Here is a 17,120-nt window from a genome sequence, read left to right as displayed (position 1 = left end):
GCCCCGACGTAGCCGCGAACGCGGCTCCCGCGCGGCCTGGTGCGCCCGTCTCCGAACCGCCCGCGCCGGAGAGTGCCGCGCCGTCCGGCGAGGTGCGCCAGCCGCTTCCCGACCGCCCGGCGATCCGGCGTCCCGACGACGTCGGCTCCGAGCCGGGTGACGTCGACCCCGGCTCCCCGCGCCGCCGCGTGCGCGACCGCCTGGCCCGCCGGATCATCGCCGGGCAGCGCAGCCCCGTCGTCCGCCCGGTTCTCGAACCGCTGGCCGCCCTGCACCGCCAGAGCCATCCCAAGGCCGACCTCGTCCTGCTGCAGCGGGCCTACGACGTCGCCGAGGCGGCGCACGCGGCGCAGAAGCGCAAGAGCGGCGACCCCTACATCACCCACCCCCTGGCCGTCGCCACCATCCTGGCCGGGCTGGGCATGGACACCACGACCCTGGTCGCGGCGCTGCTGCACGACACCGTCGAGGACACCGGCGTCACGCTGGAGTCGATCACCGCCGACTTCGGCACCGAGGTAGCCCACCTCGTCGACGGCGTCACCAAGATCGACAAGGTGAAGCTGGGCGACGCCGCCCAGGCCGAGACGATCCGCAAGATGATCGTCGCGATGTCGCGCGACCCCCGGGTGCTGGTCATCAAGCTGGCCGACCGGCTGCACAACATGCGCACGCTGCGCTTCCTCCCGCCGGAGAAGCAGGAGGTCAAGGCGCGCGAGACGCTGGAGATCCTGGCGCCGCTGGCCCACCGCCTCGGCATGAACACGATCAAGTGGGAGCTCGAGGACCTCGCGTTCGCGACGCTCTACCCGAAGCGTTACGACGAGATCGTGCGGCTGGTCGCCGAGCGCGCGCCGTCCCGTGACACGTACCTGGCCGAGGTCACCTCCACCGTCCAGGAGCAGTTGAAGGCCGCGAAGATCGAGGCCGTCGTCACCGGCCGGCCCAAGCACTACTACTCGATCTACCAGAAGATGATCGTCCGCGGCCGCGACTTCACCGACATCTGGGACCTCGTCGGCATCCGGATCCTGGTCGACTCGGTGCGCGACTGCTACGCGGCGCTGGGCATCATGCACGCCCACTGGCAGCCGGTACCGGGGCGCTTCAAGGACTTCGTGGCGATGCCGAAGTTCAACATGTACCAGTCGCTGCACACCACGGTGATCGGCCCGCAGGGCAAGCCGGTCGAGCTGCAGATCCGCACGCACGACATGCACCGCACCGCCGAGTTCGGCATCGCCGCGCACTGGAAGTACAAGGAGAAGGCGCGAGCCGGCGGCAAGCCCAGCGCGGGCGAGTTCGGCGCGCCGCCCAAGGCCGGGACGCCCGACGACATGCTGTGGCTGCGCCAGCTGCTGGACTGGCAGCGGGAGGCCCAGGAGCCGGGCGAGTTCCTGGAGACGCTGCGCTACGACCTCGGCCCGCAGGAGGTCTTCGTCTTCACGCCCAAGGGCGACGTGATCAGCCTGCCCGGTGAGTCCACGCCGGTCGACTTCGCCTACGCCGTGCACACCGAGGTCGGCCACCGCACCATCGGCGCCCGGGTCAACGGCTCGCTGGTGAGCCTGGACAGCAAGCTCACCAACGGCGACGTCGTCGAGATCTTCACCTCCCGCTCCCAGACCGCCGGGCCCTCCCAGGACTGGCTGACCTTCGTCGGCTCCTCCCGCGCGCGCACCAAGATCCGGCAGTGGTTCACCAAGGAGCGCCGTGAGGACGCCGTCGAGGCAGGCAAGGAGGCCCTGACCCGCGCCATGCGCAAGGCCGGGCTGCCGCTGCAGCGGCTGCTCGGCGGCGAGGCGCTGTCCACGCTCGCCAAGGACCTGCACCACGCCGACGTCACCGCGCTGTACGCGGCGGTGGGGGAGAACCACATCTCCGCGGCGTCGATCGTCGAGAAGCTGATGGCCGCGCTCGGCGGCGCGGAGGGCGCCGTCGAGGACATCGCGGAAACCGCGATCCCGACCAGCCGCTCGGTGCCGCGCCGCTCGGCCGGCGGCGACCCGGGGGTCGTCGTGCACGGCATGACCGACGTGTGGGCCAAGCTCGCCAAGTGCTGCACGCCGGTGCCCGGCGACTCCATCCTGGGCTTCGTCACGCGCGGCGGCGGGGTGAGCGTGCACCGCACCGACTGCACCAACGCCGCCGACCTGCAGCGCAAGCCCGAACGGCTGGTCGAGGTCGAGTGGGCGTCGCAGCCGGGCTCGGTGTTCCTCGTGGCCATCCAGGTCGAGGCGCTCGACCGCCACCGGCTGCTCTCCGACGTCACCAAGGCGCTGGCCGACGAGCGGGTCAACATCCTGTCGGCCTCGGTGCAGACCAGCCGCGACCGGGTGGCGATCAGCCGCTTCACCTTCGAGCTCGCCGACCCGGCCCACCTGGGCGCGGTGCTGCAGACGGTGCGCAACGTCGACGGCGTCTTCGACGTGGAACGCGTGACCGCCTAGCCGACGGTCGCCGCCTCGATCTCGACCGGCGTGTTCGGGGCGCCGTCGCCCGTCCCGTTCGAACCGTCGTTGCCCTCCGCCGCGATCCCGTCGAGGACGGCCAGCCCGGCGTCGTCGACCCGACCGACGACGGTGTAGCTCGGGGGCAGCCGGCTGTCGCCCCAGACCAGGAAGAACTGGCTGCCGTCGAAGCCGTCGGCGGCGTTGGCCATGGCGACCGTGCCCCGCTCGTAGGTCTCGCTGCCATCGACCTGCGTCGGGTAGCGGTAGCTGGGTCCGCCCCGGCCGGTGCCGGTCGGGTCGCCGCACTGCAGGACCTGCAGACCCGGCACGTCGGTCTCCCGGTGACAGGTGCTGCCGTCGAAGTAGCCCTGCTCGGCCAGCGACACCAGGCTGGCCACGGCGCAGGGAGCGCCGGCGCGGTCGAGCGCGAGGGGGATCTCGCCCGTCCCGGTGCGCAGCTCGAGCGTCACGGTCCCCGACGCGGGCACCTGGCCGGCCGGGGTGTCGACGTCGACGAGGTAGGGATCGAGGTCGTCGATCGCCTCCCACTCGCAGCCGACCTCGCCCTGACCCGCGGCCCGGTCCCCGGGCGTCGAGGTGCCGGCGACGGTCGTCGTGCAGCCGGCCAGCACGAACGCGGCGGCGAGCCAGGGGCCGGCGGCGCGCGCCGTCACTGGATGACGGTCATCGACTGGATCGTCACGGGGATCGCGGGGGCACCGTCGCCAGTGGGGCCGACGTCCTTGATCCCGCCGGCGGCGACGGTCTCGAGCACCGCGAGCCCGGCCTCGTCGACGGTGCCGACGACGGTGTACTCCGGCGGCAGGTCGGTGTCGACGAAGCACAGGAAGAACTGGCTGCCGGTGGTCCCGGGTGCGCTGGTCTTCGCCATGGCGATCGTGCCGCGCGGGTAGGTCGTGTCGGGGCCGACCTCCTCGGCGTACTTGTAGGTCGGGCCGCCCGAGCCGCTGCCGGTCGGGTCGCCGCACTGCAGGACCCCGAAGCTCTCCTGGTTGACCAGCCGGTGGCAGGGGCTGTTGTCGTAGAAGCCCTGCTCGGTCAGGAAGGTCATGCTCGCCGCCGCGCACGGCGCCTTCGCCCGGTCGAGCGTCAGGGTGAGGTTGCCCTGGTCGGTGCTCATCAGCAGCGTGGTGGTGCCCTGGGTGGGCGTCGCCTCGGGGTCGGGCGGCGTGCCGACGTCGGTCAGGTTCGGGTTGCCCGACTCGTCGGGGCCGTAGGTGCAGCTGATCGTGCCGTCGGCGTTGGTCGTCGCGGCCGGGGTGCCCGTCGTCGGGGCCGAGGTGGTGCCGTCGGCCGCGGAGGTGCTGTCGTCGTCGCCGGCGAGGACGCCGGTCAGCAGCAGCGCCGCGCCGACGACCACGACGACGGCGATGACCGTCACGAGGATGCCGATGTTCCGGCGGCGCTTGCGGGCCATCTCGGCGCGGCGCTCCAGCTGGCGCTGGAGGTGACGCTGCGCGGCCTGGCGGCGCTGCTTGTTCGTGGGCACGGTTCGGTACTCCTCGGACGGACGGCTGCTCGACGGCACGGCTGCTCGACGGCACGGCTGCTCGACGGCGCGGCTGAGGCTGCGCGCCGCTGCTCGGTGCCCGAGTCTAGGTGGCGCCGCTGCGGGTTCCCTGGCAGCGCCGGGTCGCGCCGCCCGTCCGCGTAACCTGCACGGGTGCTCATCCGCTCGTTCCCCGCCGGCGCGTTCGGCACCAACTGCTACGCCGTGGCCTCGGGACCGAGGCAGGAGTGCGTCGTCGTCGATCCCGGCATGGACGCCGTCGAGCCCCTCGCCCGGATGCTCTCCGACGACGGGCTCAAGCCGGTGGCGGTGGTGCTCACCCACGGCCACCTCGACCACACCTTCTCGGTGCTGCCGGTCTGCGACGGCTACGACATCCCTGCCTATCTGCACCCGGCCGACTTCGGGATGCTGTCGGACCCGGCCCGCTGGCACGGCCCGCAACTGGCCCCGCTGATCAGCGGCGTCCGCCTGCCCGACCCCGCAGGCGTCAAGCCGCTCGACGACGGCGCGCTGCTCTCGCTGGCCGGCGTCGACCTCACCGTCCGGCACGCCCCGGGCCACACCGAGGGCTCGGTGATGTTCTCGGTGGACCTCGGGGAGGCTCCCGGCCTGCTCGCCGGTGACGTCCTGTTCGCCGGCTCCGTCGGCCGCGTGGACCTGCCCGGCGGCTCCTGGGACTCGATGCTGCGCTCGCTGCGCGACGTCGTCCTCCCGCTGGACGACGAGACGATCGTGCTGCCCGGGCACGGCCCGGCCACCACGATCGGCCGGGAGCGGGCCACGAACCCCTACCTCGCCGAGGCTGCGGCCGGTGCGGGCGCGCCTCCGAAGGGGCGCGGGCTGTGAGAACGACGGTCGAGGGAGCATCGCAGGGAGCGCCAGCGACCGAGGAGCGGATCGAGTCCGGAGTCGAACGGGGAGCACTGTGAGCGAGCTGCGGGCGCCGAAGGGCACGTTCGACACGCTGCCGCCGACGTCGGCGACGTTCCTGGCGGTGCGCGACGCGCTCGTCCGACCGCTCCGGCTGGCCGGGTACGGCTACCTGGAGACGCCGGTGTTCGAGGAGACCGCCGTGTTCTCCCGCGGGGTGGGGGAGTCCACCGACGTGGTCACGAAGGAGATGTACACCTTCGACGACCGCGGCGGCCGGTCGCTGACGCTGCGGCCGGAGTTCACCGCCGGGGTGATGCGGGCGTTCATCGAGCACCGGCTCTTCGACGCCGGGCTGCCGGTGAAGCTGTGGAGCGTCGGCTCGGCGTTCCGCTACGAGCGGCCGCAGGCCGGCCGCTACCGGCACTTCACCCAGGTGAGCATGGAGGCCCTCGGGGTCGACGACCCGGCGCTGGACGCCGAGGTCGTGGCCCTCGGTGTGCAGGGCTTCCGCGACCTCGGGCTGACCGACTTCGAGCTGCTGCTCACCTCGCTGGGCGACGCGACCTGCCGGCCGCAGTACCGCGAGAAGCTGGTGCAGTTCCTCGAGAAGCTGGACCTGGACGAGGAGACCCGGCGCCGCGCGGAGATCAACCCGCTGCGGGTGCTCGACGACAAGCGGCCCGAGGTGCAGGCGCAGCTCGACGACGCCCCGCTGATGGTCGACCACCTGTCGGACGAGACGCGGGCGCACTACGACGCCGTCCGCCAGCACCTGACCGACCTCGGGGTCACCTGGACCGAGGCGCCCAGGCTGGTCCGCGGGCTCGACTACTACACGAAGACGACGTTCGAGTTCGTCCACCACGGCCTGGGGGCGCAGTCGGCGATCGGCGGCGGCGGCCGCTACGACGGCTTGTCCGCGGCGCTCGGCGGGCCGGACCTCTCGGGCATCGGGTACGCCGTCGGCGTCGACCGGACGCTGCTCGCCGTGCAGGCCGAGGGCCTCGACATCGGCGTCCAGGCCGGCGTGCAGGCGTTCGTCGTCCCGCTCGGTGCCGAGGCCAAGCGGGTCGCCGTCCGGCTCGTCGGGCAGCTGCGGCAGGCCGGCGTCGCCGCCGACACCGTCTACGGCGACCGCGGGCTCAAGGGCGCGATGAAGGCTGCCGACCGCTCCGGCGCGTCCCACGTCGTCGTGATCGGCGACCGCGACCTGGCCGAGGGCGTCGGTCAGCTGAAGGACATGCGCACCGGGGAGCAGCACGCCGTCCCGGTGGGAGAGCTGTTCGAGACGGTCCGTGCGACGGTGGGGACGTGAGTTCTTCGATGGAATCGCGGCCACTGGGACGTACCGGCGCCGACGTGTCGGTGGTCGGTCTGGGCACCTGGCAGCTCGGCGCGGACTGGGGGGACGTCGACGACGACGCGGCCGCCGACGTCCTCGACGCGGCGCTCGACGCCGGGGTGACCCTGCTCGACACCGCCGACGTGTACGGCGACGGCCGGTCGGAGGTCCGCATCCGGCAGGCCCTGGTGGCGCGGGCCGAGCGCCCCTTCGTGGCCACCAAGGCGGGCCGGCGTGCCGACCCCTTCGAGGCCGCGCAGTACACGCCGGAGAACCTGCGCGCGTGGATCGACCGGTCGCGCCGCAACCTCGGCGTCGACACCCTCGACCTCGTGCAGCTGCACTGCCCGCCCCCGGCGACGTACGAGGACGACCGGGTGTACGACACCCTCGACGCGCTGGTCGACGAGGGCGCCATCGCCGCCTACGGGGTGTCGGTGGAGACCGTGGCCGAGGGGCTGCGTGCGCTCCAGCGCCCCGGCGTGCAGTCCCTCCAGGTGATCCTCAACATCTTCCGGCGCAAGCCGCTGGAGGAGTTGCTGCCGACGGCCCAGAAGGCGGAGGTCGGCGTCCTCGCCCGCGTGCCGCTCGCCAGCGGCCTGCTCACCGGCAAGTACGACGAGTCGACGACGTTCCCCGCCGACGACCACCGGACCTTCAACCGCCACGGCGAGGCCTTCGACGTGGGGGAGACGTTCGCCGGCGTGCCGTTCGAGGTCGGCGTCGCGGCCGCCCGCGAGGTCGCCGCGATCGCCGGCGACGCGCCCACCGCGGCGTTCGCCCTGCGCTGGGTGATCGACCAGCCCGGCGTCACCACCGTCATCCCCGGGGCGCGGACCGTCGAGCAGGTGCGCGGCAACGTGGCCGCGGCGACGCTGCCGCCCCTCACCGAGTCCCAGCTGTCCGATCTCGAGCGGCTCTACGACGAGCGCATCCGCGCGCACGTGCACGACCGCTGGTAGTTCACCCCGACGAAAGGCTCCACCGTGCTCCGCACCCACGACGCCGGCGCGCTCCGCGCGTCCGACGCCGGAACCACCGTCACCCTCGCCGGCTGGGTCGCCCGCCGCCGCGACCACGGCGGTGTGATCTTCCTCGACCTGCGCGACGCGTCGGGGTACGTGCAGGTCGTCGTCCGCGAGGAGGAGGCGCACCACCTGCGCAACGAGTACTGCGTGCTCGTCACCGGTGAGGTGCGCCGCCGTCCGGAGGGCAACGAGAACCCGGAGCTGCCGACGGGTGAGATCGAGGTCGCCACCTCGATGCTGCAGGTGCTCTCGTCCGCCGCGCCGCTGCCGTTCCCGATCGAGACCGACCAGGCGGCGTCCGACGACGTCCGCTACCGGTTCCGCTACCTCGACCTGCGCCGACAGGGTCCGGCGCAGGCCATCCGGCTGCGCTCGGAGGTCAACCGGATCGCGCGTGGGGTCATGGCCTCGCACGGCTTCGTCGAGGTCGAGACGCCGTCGCTGACCCGCTCGACGCCCGAGGGTGCGCGGGACTTCGTCGTCCCGGTCCGGCTGCAGCCGGGCAACTGGTACGCGCTGCCGCAGTCGCCGCAGCTGTTCAAGCAGCTGCTGATGATCGGTGGCCTGGAGCGCTACTACCAGATCGCCCGCTGCTTCCGGGACGAGGACTTCCGCGCCGACCGGCAGCCGGAGTTCACCCAGCTGGACTTCGAGATGAGCTTCGTCGAGCGCGAGGACGTGCTGGCGATCGCCGAGGACGTCGTCCGGGCGCTGTGGCGCGAGCTGGCGTCCTACGAGGTGCCCGAGATCCCGCGAATGACCTACCGCGAGGCCACGGACCGGTTCGGCTCGGACAAGCCGGACCTGCGTTTCGGCATCGAGCTGACGGAGCTGACGTCCTACTTCGCCGAGACCCCGTTCCGGGTGTTCCAGGCGCCCTACGTGGGCGCCGTCGTCATGCCCGGCGGCGGCTCGCAGCCGCGGCGGGCGTTCGACGCGTGGCAGGACTGGGCGAAGTCGCGCGGCGCGAAGGGCCTGGCCTACGTGACGATCGGCGACGACGGCACGCTGGGCGGACCGGTGGCCAAGAACATCTCCGACGCCGAGCGCGACGGGCTGGTCGCGGCGGTGGGGGCCGCCCCCGGTGACTGCGTCTTCTTCGCCGCCGGCGCCCGCCGGCACTCGCAGGAACTGCTGGGCGCGGCGCGCAACGAGATCGCCCGCCGGCTGGAGCTGATCGAGCCCGGCAGCTGGTCGTTCCTGTTCGTCGTCGACTTCCCGATGTTCGAGGAGACCGAGGACGGCTCCTGGACCTTCATGCACCACCCGTTCACCTCGCCGACGCCCGAGTACCGGGAGTCCTTCGCCGAGCACAAGGGCGAGGCGCTGTCCGACGCCTACGACATGGTGATCAACGGCAACGAGGTGATGAGCGGCTCGGTGCGTATCCACGACGCCGGTCTGCAGGAGCGGGTGTTCGAGACGCTCGGTATGTCCCGTGAGGAGGCCCGCGAGCGGTTCGGGTTCTTCCTCGAGGCGTTCGCGTACGGGCCGCCGCCGCACGCCGGCGCCGCGCTCGGCTGGGACCGGTTGTCGGCCCTGCTCTCCGGGGTGGACTCGATCCGCGAGGTCATCGCCTTCCCGAAGACCGGCGCCGGCTTCGACCCGCTGACCGGTGCGCCCACGCCGATCACCGAGGCGCAGCGCAAGGAGGCCGGGATCGACGCCAAGCCCGAGGAGCCGCCGCTGCCCGACGAGCCGGGTGCGCCCGGCCCCACGTCGACGCACGTCACGATCCGGCCGTAAGTTCGCGCCCATGTCGTTGCGCGCCCGCACCCTGCTCGGCCCCGGACCGTCCAACCCCTACCCGGAGGCGACCGTCGCCCTCGGGCAGCCGTTGCTCGGTCATCTCGACCCGGAGTTCCTCCGCATCCTGGACGAGACCTCCGACCGCCTGCGGCAGGTGTTCGGCACGGCGAACCGGCGCACCCTGCCGCTGTCGGCGACGGGGTCGGCGGGCATGGAGGCGGCGTTCGTCAACACCGTGGGACCGGGCGACGTCGTCGTCGTCGCGGTCAACGGGCTGTTCGGCCAGCGCATGGTCGACGTCGCCTCGCGCTGCGGCGCGGAGGTCGTGGCGGTCGAGCACGAGTGGGGGCAGCCGGTCGACGCCGACCGCGTGCTGTCCGCGCACCCGTCGCCCAAGCTGATCGCCGCCGTCCACGCGGAGACCTCGACCGGCGTGCTGTCCGACCTCGAGCCGCTGGCCGCCGGGAAGGGCGACGCCCTCCTGCTCGCCGACTGCGTGACCTCGCTGGGCGGGGTGCCGGTGCAGCTGGACGAGTGGGGTGTCGACCTCGCCTACTCCGGGTCGCAGAAGTGCCTCGGCGTCGCCCCCGGCCTGGCGCCGTTCACGATCAACGACCGGGCGTGGGACCGGCGCATCGAGAAGCCGCAGAGCTGGTACCTCGACCTCGGCATGCTCGGCGGGTACGCGGGCGAGGCCGCGGGCTCCGGCGGGCGGACCTACCACCACACCGCGCCGACCGGGATGGTCGTGTCGCTGCACGCGGGCCTCGGCCGGATCCTCGAGGAGGGGCTCGACGCCGTCCACGCCCGCCACGCCGAGGCCGGCCGGTTGCTGCACTCCGGCCTGGCGGAGCTGGGCCTGGAGCTGTTCGCCGCCGAGGGCCACCGGCTGCCGGAGCTGACGACGGTGCGCGTGCCCGACGGGGTGGACTCCGCCGCCGTCCGCAAGGAACTGCTGGAGCGCTACGACCTCGAGATCGGCGGCGGGGTCGGCGCCTACGCGGCCACTGTCTGGCGCATCGGGCTCATGGGCCAGAACGCCACCCCCGACAAGGTGGTGCTGGTGCTCGGCGCGTTGAAGGAAGTCCTCGGCCGCTGAGGCCGCCGCCCGCTACCCCGTGCGGGATGGCCGAGTGTTGACTTGTTGTCGCCCGCCGCGGCGTGTCGCACCGTGGCGTCGACAACAAGTCAGCACTCGCGATTCACCAGAGGGCTCCTCGACTGCGCAAGGCCCCGGCTACCCGGTCGACGACGGCGGGACGTCGGAAAAGATGGGGCGCCCCGAAGCGCAGCAGGAGCCATCCGCCAGCGGCCATGAGCGAGTACCGCTCGAGGTCGCGACCGAACTGGCGGACTTCGGCGTGATGCCGCCCGTCGTACTCGAGCGCGACCTTCCACTCCTCGTAGCCGAGGTCGGCGTGGGCGACCTCGCGGCCCCACCGATCGAGCACGGGGATCTGAGGACGAGGGTCCGGGAGATCGCTGTCGAGGAGCCAGTAGCGGAACAGGCTCTCGGGTCGGGACGCCGCGAGCGGGGTGAGCAGCGGGGCCACGTGGCGAGCGGTGACGATGCCGCGGGTGCCCGCGGCACGGTCGAGGCGAGCACGGAGCCGCTCGTGGTCGAGGTGCCCCGCGCGGTAGAGCGCGTCACCCACGGCAACCAGTTCGTCCCGCGGCATCGAGGCGGACAGGTCCAGCAGGGTGCGGGGGCCGTTGGTCATGCGGAGGCCACCGCGGACGACGACGTCCTCGGCGAGCAGGTCCCTCGCATGGGCGCGGATCCGCGGTCGCTGCGGCCGTGCGACGCCGACGGGCACGGTGACGTGCAACGGCCAGCGGTGGGGAACCGGCGCACCCAGCAGGGCCGCCGCAGTCAGGTCTGAGAAGACCGCGTCGGCGGGAAGGACCTGGGCGGCTGCCCGGCATACGTCGATTACCGACAGGGCTACCGCTCGCGAGACGTACGCGCCCCGGGTCACCCGGATGCCGTCGTCCCGGATGTCGGCGCGGGTCAGCCCGGCCGACCTCGCCGACTTCCAGGTGTAGCTGGTCGTGAGTCGGTGTGCGTCCATCTGGCGAGGCTCGACACGATGGCGAGGCCAGCGGGCTGACTCACGACATCTGTGGACGACGCCCCGCCTGTGGACGACGGCGACTGTTGAGTTGTTGCCGCCGCTTGCGGTGTGTCGTCCCGTGTTGTCGACGACAAGTCAGCAGTCGGCGGTCGGGGAGACCGAGAGGCGGACGAGGTGGGACGCGCTGAGGTGCAGGTCGGCGGCGGCCGCGGAGTCCTGGATCGACTCCACCCGCGAGGCGCCCGGGATGGGGATGACGACGTCGGCCTGCGCGAGGTGCCAGGCCAGGGTCACCCGGTACACGGAGACGCCGAACTCGGCGGCCACCTCCGCGAAGGCGGGTGCCGCGGCGTCGAGCGAGCCGGCCCGCGACACCCCGCCGAACGGACTCCACGGCAGCCACGCCAGCCCGACCGACGCGCAGTGCGCCAGCTCGCCGGCCGAGGAGCGGTAGCCCGGGGAGAACTGGTTCTGCACGCTCACCAGCGCGTCGCCCACGATCGCCCGGGCCGAGTCGATCTGCTCGATGTCGGCGTTCGAGATGCCGACCATCCGCACCAGCCCGTCGTCGTGGAGCGAGCGCAGCGCCCCCATCGACTCCTCCCACGGCGTCGCCGGGTCGGGCCGGTGGAACTGGTAGAGCCCGATCGCGTCGACGTGCAGTCGGCGCAGCGACGCCTCGCAGGCCCGCCGCAGGTAGGCCGGTGACCCGTCGAGCTCCCAGTCCGTGCCGCGCCGGGTGTGGCCGCCCTTGGTCGCCACCAGGACATCGGCCCGGCCGTACGAGCGCAACGCGTTGGCCACCAGCACCTCGTTGTGGCCGAACTCCGCCTCGTCGTGGGCGTAGGCATCGGCGGTGTCGATCAGGGTCACCCCGGCATCGAGGGCCGCGTGCACCACGGCCTCGGCCTCGGTGGGCGAGGGGCGCGGCTGCTTCGTGGAGAGGGGCATCGCGCCGAGGCCGATCGCTCCCACGCTGACGCGTCCGACGGTGTCGTTGCCGATGCTCCGCTGCTCCACGGGGCATGTCGTGCCCCGCAGGTACTTTCGCAACCGTGACTTCGTTGTTCGACGCGCCCGAGGACGACGGACCGGCGCCGGTCGACCCCGGTGCGCCGCTCGCCGTCCGCATGCGGCCGCGCGCGCTCGACGAGGTCGTCGGCCAGCAGCACCTGCTCGGCCCGCGCGCGCCGCTCCGGCGCCTGGTCGAGTCCGACGAGCCGATGTCGCTGGTGCTCTACGGCCCGCCGGGCACCGGCAAGACCACGCTCGCCCACGTCATCTCACTGGCCACCAAGCGGCAGTTCGTCCAGCTCTCCGCTCTGGACTCGGGCGTGAAAGAGGTCCGCGCGGTCATCGCCGCGGCCAAGCGGGAGCTGACCTACGCGGGCCGGCGCACGGTGCTGTTCATCGACGAGGTCCACCGCTTCTCCAAGACCCAGCAGGACAGCCTGCTGTCGGCGGTCGAGGACCGGATCGTCAGCCTGATCGCCGCCACCACCGAGAACCCGTTCTTCTCGGTGGTCAGCCCGCTGCTGAGCCGCAGCCTCGTGCTGGCCCTCCAGCCGCTGTCCGACGACGACATCCGCGCCGTCCTGCACCGCGCGATCGCCAGCGACCGCGGCCTGGACGGCGCGGTCACGCTCACCGACGAGGCCGAGGAGCACCTGGTCCGCGTCGCCGGGGGAGACGCGCGCAAGGCGCTCACCGCGCTGGAGTCCGGGGCCGGCGCGGCGCTGGCCGTCGGTGCCACCGAGATCGACCTGACCACCCTCGAGACGGCGGTCGCGCAGGCCGCCGTCCGCTACGACCGGCAGGGCGACCAGCACTACGACGTCGCCAGCGCGCTCATCAAGAGCATCCGTGGCAGCGACGTCGACGCCGCGCTGCACTACCTGGCCCGGATGGTCGAGGCGGGGGAGGACCCCCGGTTCATCGCGCGACGGCTGGTGATCGCCGCGAGCGAGGACATCGGCATGGCCGACCCGACGGCGCTGCTCACCGCCGTCGCCGCCGCCGACGCGGTCGCCTTCATCGGCATGCCCGAGGGGCACTTCCCGCTGGCCCAGGCCGTGGTCCACCTGGCCACGGCGCCCAAGTCCAACGCCGTCACCGTCGCCATGGGGGAATCGGTCGCCGACGTCCGCGCCGGGCTCGCCGGCCCGGTGCCGCCCGGCCTGCGCGACGCCCACTACGCCGGCGCGAAGAAGCTCGGCCACGGCAAGACCTACGACTACCCGCATGCCCACCCCGACGGCGTCGTCCCTCAGCAGTACCCGCCCGACGCGCTGGTCGGGAAGAACTACTACCGGCCGACCAACCGCGGCGTCGAGGGGCGGCTGGTCGATCGGCTGGCCAAGCTGCGGGCGATCGTCCGCCGGGGGCTGTAGGGAGCGGTCGCCCCGACCCTGCCGATACAGAACGGGGGCCGACGGTCGCCGCGGCCCGCGACTAGGGTGATCTGACGCCGGCCGTCCAGCCTCGACGAGACGAGCCGGGCGTCCAACAGACCGAGAACAGGAGCGCGCGTGTCCGCAGGAGAGATCGCCGGGCTGATCGCAGCCGGAGCCTTGGTGCTGCTGGTGGTGCTGGTGGCGTTCCCGCTGCTCAAGCTCGGCCGCACGCTCGACGAGACGACGCTGACCATCCGGCAGGCGCGGGAGCAGTCCGCCCCGATCCTCAGCCAGGCGAGCACCACGGTGGCGCACGTGAACAGCAACCTCGAGCGGGTCGATGACATCACGGGCAACGCCGCGAACGTGTCGAGCAACGTGGCCGCGCTGACCAGCGTCGTCGCCGCCACCCTCGGCAGCCCGCTGATCAAGGTCGCCGCGTTCAGCTACGGCGTGCGCACCGCGGCCAGGAAGAAGCGTGAGGGCCAGGCGGTCGCCGAGGCCGCCGCCCGTGACAGGGCCGCGCGCCGTGCACGCCGGGCAGCTCGGCGGGCCGCCTGATGCGCCGGCTGTTCTGGCTGGCCATGGGCATCACCATCGGTGCCCTGGTCGTGCGCAAGCTGTCCCGGGCGGCCGAGAAGATGACCCCGGGCGGCATCGCCGGGTCGATCGCCGAGGCGCTGCGCGACCTCGCCGACGCGATCGGCGACTTCGGCGCCGACGTCCGCGACGCGATGGCCGAGCGGGAGGCCGAACTGCGGTCCGGCACCGGCCTGGACGCGCCCCTGCCCGCCGGTGGCGCCGTCGAGGCCTTCCGCCGCGGCGCGCACTCCGCCGACCACTGACCCCGACCGTCCCCCGCCGCCGCGCGGGAGGACGACGACGAAGAGCAGAACTGAGTAGCCCCTGATGCAGACCGCCGAGATCCGCCGCCGATTCCTCGAGCACTTCGCCGAGCGCGGGCACACCGTCGTCCCGAGCGCGTCGTTGATCTCGCCCGACCCGTCGCTGCTGTTCACCGTCGCCGGCATGGTGCCTTTCATCCCGTACCTGACCGGGCGGGAGCCGGCGCCGTTCCCGCGGGCGACCAGCGTGCAGAAGTGCGTGCGCACCCTCGACATCGAGGAGGTCGGCAAGACCACCCGGCACGGCACGTTCTTCCAGATGAACGGCAACTTCTCCTTCGGCGACTACTTCAAGGAAGGCGCGATCGAGTACGCCTGGGAGCTGATCACCAAGCCGGTCGGCGACGGCGGGCTGGGCTTCGACCCCGACTCGATCTGGGCCACGGTCTACCTGGACGACGACGAGGCCGCCGACGCCTGGCACCGGATCGCGGGCCTGCCCAAGGAGCGCATCCAGCGCCTGGGCATGGAGGACAACTACTGGTCGACCGGCGCCCCGGGCCCGGCCGGTCCCTGCTCGGAGATCTACGTCGACCGCGGCGCGGAGTTCGGTCCCGACGGCGGCCCGGCCGTGGACACGGTCGGCGACCGGTTCCTCGAGATCTGGAACCTCGTCTTCATGCAGTACGAGCGGGGGGCGGGCGAGGGCAAGGACTTCCCGATCCTGGGTGAGCTGCCGAAGAAGAACATCGACACCGGCATGGGCATGGAGCGCGTCGCCTACCTGCTGCAGGGCGTCGAGAACATGTACGAGATCGACGAGGTCGCGCCCGTGCTGCGCCGCGCGGCCGACCTGGCCGGGGTCACCTACGGCCAAGGGAGGGACGGGCGGGAGAGCCAAGAACGCGACGTCCGGCTGCGGGTGGTGGCCGACCACGTGCGCAGCGGCCTGATGCTCATCGGCGACGGCGTGACGCCCGGCAACGAGGGACGCGGGTACATCCTGCGCCGCCTGCTGCGCCGCGCTGTCCGGTCGATGAAGCTGCTCGGCGTCGACGAGGCCACGCTGCCCGAGCTGCTCCCGGTGTCCCGCGACGCGATGAGCCCCAGCTACCCGGAGCTGACCACCGACTTCGCCCGGATCTCCAGCGTCGCCTACGCCGAGGAGGAGGCGTTCCGCCGCACCCTGAGCGCCGGCACCACGCTGTTCGACACGGCCGTCCGGCAGGCCAAGAAGGCCGGCACCCCGGCGCTGTCGGGGGACCAGGCGTTCTCCCTGCACGACACCTACGGCTTCCCGATCGACGTCACCCTGGAGATGGCGGCCGAGCAGGGCGTGACCGTCGACGAGGCGGGGTTCCGCGCGCTCATGAAGGAGCAGCGCGACCGTGCCCGCGCCGACGCGCGCGCCAAGCGCACCGGCGCCGTCGACGTCCTGGCCTACCGGCAGCTGCTGACCGACCACGGCCCGACCGACTGGCGCGCCTACGACACCCTCCGCACCGACTCGCGCGTGCTCGGCGTCGTGACCGAGGACGAGGACGCCGCCGGTCTCGCCGGTCCGGGCGACATCGTGCGCGTCGTGCTCGACCGCACGCCCTTCTACGCCGAGTCCGGTGGCCAGGTCGCCGACGCCGGCCACCTCACCTGGGACGGCGGCCGCGCGGAGGTCATCGACGTCCAGCGGCCGGTCAAGGGCCTGGTGGCCCACCAGGTCCGGATCCTCGAGGGCGAGCTCCGCGAGGGGGCCGAGCTGATCGCCGAGGTCGACTACGAGTGGCGGCTGTCGGCCTGCCAGGCGCACTCGGGCACCCACGTGGTGCACGCGGCGCTGCGCCAGGTGCTCGGCCCGCAGGCGCTGCAGTCCGGCTCCTACAACCGCCCGGGCTACCTGCGGCTGGACTTCGCCTGGCAGGGCGCGCTCAGCCAGCAGCAGCGCACCGACATCGAGGACGTCGCCAACGCGGCCGTCCGCGCCGACCACCGGGTCACCGCGAGCTACATGAGCCTGCCCGAGGCGCAGGCGTTCGGCGCGCTCGCGCTGTTCGGCGAGACCTACGGCGAGCAGGTGCGCGTCGTCGAGATCGGCGGCCCGTGGTCGCGCGAGCTCTGCGGTGGCACCCACGTGCGCGGCAGCGCGCAGATCGGCACGCTGGCGCTGACCGGCGAGTCGTCGGTCGGCTCGGGCTCGCGGCGCGTCGAGGCGGTCGTGGGGCTGGAGGGCTTCCGCTACCTCGCCCGCGAGCGCGACCTGGTCCGCCAGCTCGCCGAGATCCTCAAGACCCCGCAGGACGGCGTCATCGAGCGGGTCAGCGGGATGCTCGCGCGGCTGCGGGACGTGGACAAGGAACTGGCCGAACTGCGCGGCCAGCAGACCCTCGCGGCGGCCGGGCAGCTGGCCGCCGGCGCCACCGACGTCGGCGGGACGACCGTGGTGACGGGCTCGCCGGCGGGGCTCGGCGGCGGCGATCTGCGCACGCTCGCCCTCGACGTCCGTGGCCGGTTGCCCGCCGACCGGCCGGCCGTCGTGCTGCTGGCGAGCGAGTCCGGTGGCAAGGTGGCTCTCGTCGCGGCGCTGAACCCGGTCGCTGTCGAGCGCGGGCTGTCGGCCAACGACGTGCTGCGGGCGGCCGCGGGCCCGGTCGGCGGCCGCGGCGGCGGCAAGGCGGACGTCGCCCAGGGCGGCGGAACGGACCCTGCGGGTATCCCCGCGGCGTTGCAGGCCGGCGAGCAGGCGGTTGCGACCGCCAGTGGGAGGTGACCAGCGTGCCTGGATCCGAGAACTCGAGCACCGAGCACAGCCCCGACGACACCGGTCCCGTCGGTGG

At 73.0% G+C, this 17,120-nt stretch carries 14 protein-coding genes; 10 read left to right on the top strand and 4 right to left on the bottom strand.

The window, feature by feature from the left end; all coding sequences use genetic code 11:
* Window positions 1-92 precede the first annotated feature (92 nt).
* Window positions 93-2,450 (top strand): RelA/SpoT family protein, encoded by a 2,358-nt coding sequence (locus ABD644_RS12150; RefSeq protein WP_344689152.1) that lies wholly within the window; start codon window positions 93-95, stop codon window positions 2,448-2,450.
* On the opposite strand, the gene ABD644_RS12145 is transcribed toward ABD644_RS12150, so the two are convergent.
* Window positions 2,447-3,127 (bottom strand): peptidylprolyl isomerase, encoded by a 681-nt coding sequence (locus ABD644_RS12145; protein ID WP_344689151.1) that lies wholly within the window; start codon window positions 3,125-3,127, stop codon window positions 2,447-2,449. The genes ABD644_RS12150 and ABD644_RS12145 overlap by 4 nt on opposite strands.
* Entirely contained in the window at window positions 3,124-3,963 is an 840-nt protein-coding gene (locus ABD644_RS12140) for a peptidylprolyl isomerase (RefSeq protein ID WP_344689150.1), read from the bottom strand. The genes ABD644_RS12145 and ABD644_RS12140 overlap by 4 nt, the downstream gene beginning before the upstream one ends.
* A gap of 174 nt (window positions 3,964-4,137) precedes the next feature.
* On the opposite strand from ABD644_RS12140, the gene ABD644_RS12135 reads away from it, so the two are divergent.
* The 5 genes from ABD644_RS12135 to ABD644_RS12115 all read left to right on the top strand — a co-directional run bounded on the left by ABD644_RS12135 (window position 4,138) and on the right by ABD644_RS12115 (window position 10,078).
* A complete protein-coding gene (locus ABD644_RS12135) occupies window positions 4,138-4,833 on the top strand; it encodes an MBL fold metallo-hydrolase (RefSeq protein ID WP_344689149.1) in 696 nt (231 codons plus the stop codon).
* A gap of 79 nt (window positions 4,834-4,912) precedes the next feature.
* A complete protein-coding gene (gene hisS / locus ABD644_RS12130) occupies window positions 4,913-6,175 on the top strand; it encodes a histidine--tRNA ligase (protein ID WP_344689148.1) in 1,263 nt (420 codons plus the stop codon).
* Window positions 6,172-7,164 carry an aldo/keto reductase gene (locus ABD644_RS12125; RefSeq protein ID WP_344689146.1) on the top strand — a complete coding sequence of 331 codons (993 nt, stop codon included), beginning with the start codon at window positions 6,172-6,174 and terminating at the stop codon, window positions 7,162-7,164. Before hisS ends, ABD644_RS12125 begins: the two co-directional genes overlap by 4 nt.
* A gap of 24 nt (window positions 7,165-7,188) precedes the next feature.
* Entirely contained in the window at window positions 7,189-8,976 is a 1,788-nt protein-coding gene (gene aspS, locus ABD644_RS12120) for an aspartate--tRNA ligase (RefSeq protein WP_344689145.1), read from the top strand.
* Window positions 8,977-8,986: 10 nt separating this feature from the next.
* On the top strand, window positions 8,987-10,078 hold the full coding sequence (locus ABD644_RS12115; protein WP_344689144.1) for a pyridoxal-phosphate-dependent aminotransferase family protein: 1,092 nt from the start codon (window positions 8,987-8,989) through the stop codon (window positions 10,076-10,078).
* Between the two features lie 103 nt (window positions 10,079-10,181).
* On the opposite strand, the gene ABD644_RS12110 is transcribed toward ABD644_RS12115, so the two are convergent.
* Together ABD644_RS12110 and ABD644_RS12105 are read right to left on the bottom strand one after the other, a co-directional pair.
* Entirely contained in the window at window positions 10,182-11,051 is an 870-nt protein-coding gene (locus ABD644_RS12110; protein ID WP_344689143.1) for a hypothetical protein, read from the bottom strand.
* Between the two features lie 138 nt (window positions 11,052-11,189).
* Entirely contained in the window at window positions 11,190-12,074 is an 885-nt protein-coding gene (locus tag ABD644_RS12105; protein ID WP_344689142.1) for an aldo/keto reductase, read from the bottom strand.
* A gap of 35 nt (window positions 12,075-12,109) precedes the next feature.
* Here ABD644_RS12105 and ABD644_RS12100 point away from each other — a divergent pair, with 35 nt between their 5' ends.
* The 4 genes from ABD644_RS12100 to alaS all read left to right on the top strand — a co-directional run bounded on the left by ABD644_RS12100 (window position 12,110) and on the right by alaS (window position 17,053).
* Window positions 12,110-13,444, top strand: a complete 1,335-nt coding sequence (locus ABD644_RS12100; protein ID WP_344689141.1) for a replication-associated recombination protein A — start codon at window positions 12,110-12,112, stop codon at window positions 13,442-13,444.
* A gap of 138 nt (window positions 13,445-13,582) precedes the next feature.
* Window positions 13,583-14,008 (top strand): DUF948 domain-containing protein, encoded by a 426-nt coding sequence (locus tag ABD644_RS12095; RefSeq protein ID WP_344689140.1) that lies wholly within the window; start codon window positions 13,583-13,585, stop codon window positions 14,006-14,008.
* Window positions 14,008-14,292: a hypothetical protein gene (locus ABD644_RS12090; protein WP_344689139.1), complete on the top strand. Its 285-nt coding sequence runs from the start codon at window positions 14,008-14,010 to the stop codon at window positions 14,290-14,292. Before ABD644_RS12095 ends, ABD644_RS12090 begins: the two co-directional genes overlap by 1 nt.
* A gap of 64 nt (window positions 14,293-14,356) precedes the next feature.
* Entirely contained in the window at window positions 14,357-17,053 is a 2,697-nt protein-coding gene (gene alaS / locus ABD644_RS12085; RefSeq protein ID WP_344689138.1) for an alanine--tRNA ligase, read from the top strand.
* Window positions 17,054-17,120: the final 67 nt, after the last annotated feature.

The organism is Blastococcus jejuensis (genome assembly GCF_039534705.1).
GTDB lineage: Bacteria > Actinomycetota > Actinomycetes > Mycobacteriales > Geodermatophilaceae > Blastococcus_B > Blastococcus_B jejuensis.
This window is presented reverse-complemented; position numbering and strand designations above follow the sequence as displayed.

Bases quoted from the DNA above. Each gene is read 5' to 3' on its own strand.
- ABD644_RS12110 (WP_344689143.1), bottom strand. From the start codon at position 11,051: ATGGACGCACACCGACTCACGACCAGCTACACCTGGAAGTCGGCGAGG.
- ABD644_RS12090 (WP_344689139.1), top strand. From the start codon at position 14,008: ATGCGCCGGCTGTTCTGGCTGGCCATGGGCATCACCATCGGTGCCCTG.
- ABD644_RS12115 (WP_344689144.1), top strand. From the start codon at position 8,987: ATGTCGTTGCGCGCCCGCACCCTGCTCGGCCCCGGACCGTCCAACCCC.
- alaS (WP_344689138.1), top strand. From the start codon at position 14,357: ATGCAGACCGCCGAGATCCGCCGCCGATTCCTCGAGCACTTCGCCGAG.